Source organism: Aggregatilinea sp. (assembly GCF_036822615.1).
Lineage (GTDB): Bacteria > Chloroflexota > Anaerolineae > Aggregatilineales > Aggregatilineaceae > Aggregatilinea.
On the sequence record NZ_DAISHJ010000188.1, the window covers coordinates 1 to 5,976 of the forward strand.

Annotated in this window: 4 protein-coding genes; all 4 read right to left on the reverse strand. The window is 59.6% G+C overall.

The features are described from left to right. Positions 1-103: 103 nt before the first annotated feature. The gene (locus tag V7116_RS25065) at positions 104-1,315 is read right to left on the reverse strand and encodes a sugar ABC transporter permease (RefSeq protein WP_324394737.1); all 1,212 of its coding nucleotides are present in this window, start codon (positions 1,313-1,315) and stop codon (positions 104-106) included. A gap of 40 nt (positions 1,316-1,355) precedes the next feature. Next, entirely contained in the window at positions 1,356-2,888 is a 1,533-nt protein-coding gene (locus tag V7116_RS25070; RefSeq protein WP_324394738.1) for a sugar ABC transporter ATP-binding protein, read from the reverse strand. A gap of 135 nt (positions 2,889-3,023) precedes the next feature. Further along, on the reverse strand, positions 3,024-4,163 hold the full coding sequence (locus V7116_RS25075; protein ID WP_324394739.1) for a substrate-binding domain-containing protein: 1,140 nt from the start codon (positions 4,161-4,163) through the stop codon (positions 3,024-3,026). 610 nt (positions 4,164-4,773) lie between these two features. Beyond that, on the reverse strand, positions 4,774-5,754 hold the full coding sequence (locus V7116_RS25080; protein WP_324394740.1) for an aldo/keto reductase: 981 nt from the start codon (positions 5,752-5,754) through the stop codon (positions 4,774-4,776). Between the last annotated feature and the right edge of the window lie 222 nt (positions 5,755-5,976).

Sequence of the window (5,976 nt, forward strand, 5' to 3'; positions counted from 1 at the left end):
CCCCGACAAATCCTGTGGATGACTGCCCCACCCTGATTTTATTCTCCTTCCCTCCGCTTGCGTGGGGGAAGGGGTGAGGGGATGGGGGGTGTTTTTGTCTCTACTAGCGGCTGCGCTTGAGGCGCACGTCCGCGTAGACCGCGATCACCAGCACGATGCCCTTCAGCACGTACTGGTAGGCCGCGTCGGTGTTGGTCATTTGCAGACCGTTGCTCAGGCTGGTCATGATCAGCGCGCCGACGATGGCCCCGAAGACGGTGCCTTCACCGCCGAGGGTGGACGTGCCGCCCAGGATACAGGCCGCGATGGCGTCCAACTCGTAGCCCTGGCCCGCCGAGATCGTGCCGTAGCCCACGTACGAGGCCAGCGTCACGCCGGACACGCCGCACAGGAAGCCCATCAGCACGAAGATGGCGAAGATGTTGCGCCGGATGTTGATGCCGGACAGCTTCGCCGCGTCGCGGTTGCCGCCGATGGCGTAGGCGTAGCGGCCAAAGCGCGTGTTGTTCGAAAGATAGGCGACCACCACCACGACGATCATCAGCAGCAGCACGGGGTTCTGCATGCCCTTGTACTGGTTGACGAGGTAGACGTAGCCCAGCACCAGCGCCGCGAAGAACGCGGTCTTGAGGATGTCAATGCCCAGCGGCGGCAGTTGGAAGTTGTAGCGCTGCTTCTTCTGGCGGTTGCGTAGCATCGCGTAGAACAGGAAGACCACCGTCACCCCGGCGAGAATCCAGCCGACATTGGCCGATAGATACCCCTGCGCGATCTCCGAGAAGGTCGGTTGGTTGGCCGGGATCGTCTTGCCCTTGGTGACGAGCAAGATCGCGCCGTTCAACAGCCACATGCTGCCCAGCGTCACGATAAAGGCCGTGACTCTCAGATAGGCGATGATATAGCCCTGGATGATGCCGATGACTAACCCTACCCCCAGGCCAATCAACACCGAGAGCGACGCGACGACGAACTGGCTGTCAAAAGCCTGGGTGAGGTGGTTTGCCTGATAGTAGGCCACCACCACCGAGACGAATCCGGCGAGCTTACCTACTGACAGGTCGATGTTCCCCGTGACGATGACCAGGACCATCCCGACCGACAGGAAGGCGGTGACCGTCATTTGCCGGAACAGATTCGAGAAGTTCTGCGGCGTCAGGAAACGGCCATCCGTCTTGTAATAGAAGTAAGCCCAAATCAGGATCGTCGCTCCGATGAGCGTATAGGTTTGAATGTTCGCGCGCAGCATCTTCGCGATGGCAGATGCCGCACTCGACGATTTTGATTCAGATGGGAATGGGACCGACGTTGAACTCACGATAACCGCCTTTCAAAAAGTGTGCTCTAAGGGTGGCCGGTCAGGCTGTTCCGGTAGCCAGGGCCATGATCTTTTCTTGCGTAACGTCCTGGATGTCGAGCGTTCCGGCGGAGCGGCCTTCGCACATGACCATAACGCGATCGCTCATACCCAATACTTCTTCAAGCTCACTGGAGATCATGATGATGGCGATACCCTGCTTCGCCAGATCGTTCATAAGCTTGTAAATTTCGTACTTGGCACCCACGTCGATGCCGCGCGTGGGATCGTCCAGAATGAGCACTTTGGGCTTCGACATCAGCCACTTGGAGATGACGACTTTTTGCTGGTTGCCGCCCGACAGCGAATCGACGGGCACATTCAGGTTCGGCGCTTTGATCGCAAGGCTGTGCGCGAACTGCATGCTGGCATTCAGCTCGGCGTTGTCGTCGATGCGCAGCCACGAGGCGAACTGGTCCAGGTTGGCGAGCGAAATATTCTTCAACACGGACTGCATCAGCACGAGGCCGTGCCGCTTGCGATCTTCGGGAACCAGACTCAGCCCGGAGAGCATCGCCTCGCGCGAGTTGTGCGGCCTCAGCTCGCAGCCTTCGAGCATGATCTTGCCATGCGTGATCTTGCCGTATTCGCCAAACAGGGTCATGACCAGCTCGGTGCGGCCCGATCCCATCAGCCCGGCGATGCCCAGGATCTCGCCCTTGCGCAGCGTGAACGAAACGCCCCGCAGCACTTCGCGGTCGGATTCGGGATCTTTGGCGTGCAGGTCGTTGACCTCGAAGATGACGTTGCCGGGGATATGGTCCCCCTTGGGGAAGCGTTCTTTCATCTCGCGCCCGACCATGTAGCTGACGAGCTGCTCGCGCGTGAGATTCTCGATCGGCTGCGAGGTGACGACCTTGCCGTCGCGCAGGACGGTGATCGTGTCCGTGATGCGGAAAAATTCCTCAAGCTTGTGCGTGATGTAGATGCACGTCACGCCGTGATCTTTCAGCGTGTGCAGGATCTCCATCAGCTTGTCGATTTCAGCTTCAGTCAGCGCGCTGGTCGGCTCGTCGAGGATGAGCACCTTTGCATCTTCGGAGAGCGCTTTGGCGATCTCCGTCATCTGCATTTTGCCCACGCCCAAAAACTTGACGATCGACTGCGGCTGGATGTCCAAATTATATTTAGTCAGAAGGGCCCGTGTGTCGGCATAAAGCCGGTCCCAGTTGATGGCCCCGCGTTCGACGGGTTCTCTGCCCAGAAAGATATTTTCCCCGACCGTCATGTTGGGAATAAGGGTAAGTTCCTGGTAAACCGTGGCGATACCCTCTTTGCTGGCCTGCTGGATCGCGCCATGATCCAGCTTGAGGGGCTGCCCATCGTAGAGAATCGCTCCCTCATAATCGCCTGTCGGATACACACCCGACAGGATCTTCATCAAGGTTGATTTCCCGGCTCCGTTTTCACCACAGAGGCCGTGGATCTCACCGCGACGAACTTTTAAGGACACATCGCTCAGTGCTGTCACCCCGGGGAACGTCTTGGTGACGTTGATAAATTCGAGGATGATGTCGTTGGTGTCATCCGCCATAGATTGCCTGTCCTTGCTTGCCAAAAAGGACTTCCCTGTGTCAGGCAGTGACTGCATCGGCAGGGAAGTCCCATTTCTTCAAACGTCAGCTGGGGCTATCGTCGATTCCAGAACTCCGGAACCGGTCCGATAAGGCTAGCTGGCAGCTTCGGTTGCTTCCGCGGTGGGGAGCGCCGGACGAGGAGGACGCTCGTCTTCGGGGATGTCACGATAGACGTCGTCGTAGGACTGGAAACCGCTGGCGACCACGAGGTCGTAGACGTTGTCCGCGTTCACCTGCACGACGGGCAGGAAGTAGGCCATGACGGAGCCTTCCTGGGTGTCGTCGTTGGTCAGTTCGGCCATCGTGTATTCCTGCAGGTCAGGAATGTCTTCGCCCTTGAGCAGCTGGTCGATCAGGTCCACGGCCAGCGGCGACAGGTTGCGGATATCCTTGAGGATGCTGACGGTCAGCTCGCCCTTGACGATGCTGTTGCAGCCGTCCGCCGTCGCGTCCTGACCGGAGATCGGGACCACACCGGCCAGTTCCTGGGCCTTGAGCGCCTGGAGCGCACCGAGCGCCGTGCCGTCGTTCGACGCCACAACCGCATCGATCTCGTTACCCTGCGCCGTCAGGATGTTTTCCATGATCTTCAGCGCGTTCACGGCGTCCCAGTTGTCAACCCACTGGTCGGCCACGACTTCGATCACACCGGAATCCACGTACGGCTGAAGGACTTCGTCCTGGCCCTTGCGGAACAGGATCGCGTTGTTGTCGGTGGGGCTGCCGCCCAGCTTGACCAGCTTGACGGGGTTGTCGGCGGTCCATTCGCCACCGTCGATGTCCAACGCGGTGAGGACGCCCAACGCCTGCTGGCGGCCCACTTCGACGTTGTTGAACGACAGGTACGCGGCGATGTTGGGCGACTTGATCAGGCGGTCATAGGCCAGGACCAGCACACCGGCGTCCGCAGCGCTGTTCACGGCGGTCGAAACGGCGTCACCGTCTTCAGCGACGATGATCAGGGCCGCGACGCCCTGCGAGACCATGTTATCGATCTGGTCATTCTGCAGCTTAACGTCGTGGTTGGCTTCCTGGGACAGGACTTCGTAGCCCTTGTCTTCCAGCAGCTTGCGCATGAGGATTTCTTCGTTCTTCCAACGCTCGGTGGCGAAGTCAGAGAACGACAGACCGACTTTGATCTTGTCCTGGGCCCGGACAACCGAGCCAGCCATGCCGAGGACCATGGAGAAAACAACAAGGATTACTGCGAGACGCGCCAATTTGCGATGCATCATGAACTCCTTATTAGTATGTCTATTTAGTGCCAGAATTGTTTTGGAAATGGACGGAATGTGCTGGTGTCACCCCCTTCTTCTTTGGCCCCAGGCTTGTGCGGCAATAGCATCAATATGAAACTGAAAACTCAGGCATAAAGGTAATAGTACTCTATTGCTGCGAATCGTCAAGCACTTTGTGAACGTTTTCAAAGCTATTTGAGGAAATTCACCAAAACGTGGTTCTGGCGTCTCTCTGGGGCCTTGAGCCGTTCACAACAGCGTGCAGTATAGATGAGAACCGTGCGCAGCGCCATTCGGGCGTATACGGCGTTCCCGGGACGGGCAGGGGATCCGGCGTCCAGGGAAAAAACACTCCTCCACCCTAATGTGACCACTTCCATTTCAGAAAGAATCGTCCGAATCAAGCCGCTACCGTCAGCGCTACCTCGTCAAGTACCGGGTTGACTCTTAGAACGACAAAAAAGGGTGGCGGCGCAAAGCCGCAGCCCGAATTTGGACGGATCTGGCGCAATTTACAGCCGCAGACTCCCCCACATAAAAAACAAGAGCCGCTGCCTGCGACTCTTGGAAACTGCCCACGTGGACCTGCCGGAACGCTGCCGGATTACGCGCCGATCAGCCGCATGTCAGGATAGCGCGAGCCTTCGGGGATGGGGAGGGCGCGCAGCCGGGCGAAGTCGTCTGCGATCAGAACGATTCCGGCGGACGCGACGTTTTCTTCCAGGTACTTGATGCGGCGCGTGCCGGGGATCGGCACGATGTCGTCGCCCTGCGCGAGCACCCAGGCCAGCGCGATCTGCGCCGGGGTGGCGTCTTTTTCGGCGGCGAGCGCTTCGATTTCTTCGACCATGCGCATATTCTGCCGCAGCGCGTTGCCCTGGAAGCGCGGATTGTTGCGCCGCCAGTCGTCGGGAGCCAGATCGTCGAGCGAGTCGATCTTGCCGGTCAGGAAGCCGCGCCCCAGCGGGCTGTACGCGACGAGCGTGATGCCCAGTTCGCGGCAGGTGGACAGGATCTCGCCTTCCACGTCGCGCGACCAGAGCGAATATTCGGTTTGCAGCGCAGTGATGGGGTGTACGGCGTGCGCGCGGCGGATCGTTTCCGCGCCCGCTTCGGACAGACCGATCGCGCGGACCTTGCCCGCCTGCACGAGCTCGGCCATCGCGCCCACGGTGTCTTCGATGGGCGTTTCGGGATCGACGCGGTGCTGGTAGTACAGGTCGATGGTGTCGATGCCGAGGCGCTGGAGGCTGCGGTCACAGGCGGCTTTCACGTAGTCGGGCCTGCCGCTGACGCCGCGCCCCGCGCCGGTTTCAGGATCGCGCACGAAGCCAAACTTGGTGGCGATGACGACCTGATCGCGCTTGCCCGCGTCCACGATGCCCTTTTTGAGCAGGCGCTCGTTGTGCCCGTTGCCGTAGAGGTCGGCGGTGTCGAGCAGGGTCACGCCGAGTTCCAGGGCGCGGTGCAGCGTGGCGATGGACTCGGTCTCATCGGAGGGACCGTAGAATTCCGACATGCCCATGCAGCCGAGGCCGATCTGGGTGACGGTCAGGGCGCTGTGGCCCAGTGATACGGTTTTCATGGTGTCATTCCTTCCACTTCTTCAAGGGTTTTCATAGCCAGAGCCAGCATACTCCTTCGAGTACGCTCGAAGTCAAGAGAGGCAGTTATCAGTCGTTAGTTTCAAGTTGTAAGTCAAGCGCAGGGGCGAGGGGAAACAAGCATGCTCGTGTAGATCCGTAGGGGCGGGGCTTGCCCCGCCCGTTGAGGGAAAAGCCGGGTAGGGCAAGCCCTACCCCTACGG

Coding starts and splice junctions, on each gene's coding strand:
- V7116_RS25070 (WP_324394738.1), bottom strand. CDS start 2,888: ATGGCGGATGACACCAACGACATCATCCTCGAATTTATCAACGTCACC.
- V7116_RS25075 (WP_324394739.1), bottom strand. CDS start 4,163: ATGCATCGCAAATTGGCGCGTCTCGCAGTAATCCTTGTTGTTTTCTCC.
- V7116_RS25080 (WP_324394740.1), bottom strand. CDS start 5,754: ATGAAAACCGTATCACTGGGCCACAGCGCCCTGACCGTCACCCAGATC.